General features: G+C 56.2%; 1 rRNA gene. It reads right to left on the bottom strand.

The window, feature by feature from the left end:
- Window positions 1–31: 31 nt before the first annotated feature.
- Window positions 32–1,755: ribosomal RNA gene (locus ACWDX7_RS28380) — 23S ribosomal RNA — on the bottom strand; the annotation flags it as partial.

The following is a 1,755-nucleotide window of genomic DNA, read 5'->3' as shown; positions in this document are numbered from 1 at the left end:
TTCAGAACTAACACAGTGGACGCGAGCAACTGAGGACAAGCCCTCGGCCTATTAGTACCAGTCAGCTCCACCCGTTACCGGGCTTCCACATCTGGCCTATCAACCCAGTCGTCTACTGGGAGCCTTACCCTCTCAAGGAGGTGGGAATACTCATCTTGAAGCAGGCTTCCCGCTTAGATGCTTTCAGCGGTTATCCCTCCCGAACGTAGCCAACCAGCCATGCCCTTGGCAGGACAACTGGCACACCAGAGGTTCGTCCGTCCCGGTCCTCTCGTACTAGGGACAGCCCTTCTCAATATTCCTACGCGCACAGCGGATAGGGACCGAACTGTCTCACGACGTTCTAAACCCAGCTCGCGTACCGCTTTAATGGGCGAACAGCCCAACCCTTGGGACCGACTCCAGCCCCAGGATGCGACGAGCCGACATCGAGGTGCCAAACCATCCCGTCGATATGGACTCTTGGGGAAGATCAGCCTGTTATCCCCGGGGTACCTTTTATCCGTTGAGCGACGGCGCTTCCACAAGCCACCGCCGGATCACTAGTCCCGACTTTCGTCCCTGCTCGACCCGTCGGTCTCACAGTCAAGCTCCCTTGTGCACTTACACTCAACACCTGATTGCCAACCAGGCTGAGGGAACCTTTGGGCGCCTCCGTTACTCTTTAGGAGGCAACCGCCCCAGTTAAACTACCCATCAGACACTGTCCCTGATCCGGATCACGGACCGAGGTTAGACATCCAGCACGACCAGAGTGGTATTTCAACGGCGACTCCACCATGACTGGCGTCACAGCTTCAAAGTCTCCCACCTATCCTACACAAGCCGAACCGAACACCAATATCAAACTATAGTAAAGGTCCCGGGGTCTTTCCGTCCTGCTGCGCGAAACGAGCATCTTTACTCGTAGTGCAATTTCACCGGGCCTATGGTTGAGACAGTCGAGAAGTCGTTACGCCATTCGTGCAGGTCGGAACTTACCCGACAAGGAATTTCGCTACCTTAGGATGGTTATAGTTACCACCGCCGTTTACTGGCGCTTAAGTTCTCAGCTTCGCCACACCGAAATGTGACTAACCGGTCCCCTTAACGTTCCAGCACCGGGCAGGCGTCAGTCCGTATACATCGCCTTACGGCTTCGCACGGACCTGTGTTTTTAGTAAACAGTCGCTTCTCGCTGGTCTCTGCGGCCACCCCCAGCTCAAGGAGCAAGTCCTCTCACCAGTGATGGCCCCCCTTCTCCCGAAGTTACGGGGGCATTTTGCCGAGTTCCTTAACCATAGTTCACCCGAACGCCTCGGTATTCTCTACCTGACCACCTGAGTCGGTTTAGGGTACGGGCCGCCATGAAACTCGCTAGAGGCTTTTCTCGACAGCATAGGATCATCCACTTCACCACAATCGGCTCGGCATCAGGTCTCAGCCTTACATGAGGGACGGATTTACCTACCCCTCGGCCTACACCCTTACCCCGGGACAACCACCGCCCGGGCTGGACTACCTTCCTGCGTCACCCCATCGCTTACCTACTACAAGTCTGGTCCGTCGGCTCCACCACTTTCCTTTCCCCGAAGGGTCCGGAACGGCTTCACGGACTTAGCATCGCCTGATTCGATATTGGGCGTTTCAAAGCGGGTACCGGAATATCAACCGGTTGTCCATCGACTACGCCTGTCGGCCTCGCCTTAGGTCCCGACTTACCCTGGGCAGATCAGCTTGACCCAGGAACCCTTAGTCAATCGGCGCACACGTTTC

The organism is Streptomyces sp. NPDC003034 (assembly GCF_053591375.1).
The sequence above is the reverse complement of the archived record's forward strand: the minus strand, read 5'-3'. Positions and strand labels throughout refer to the sequence as shown.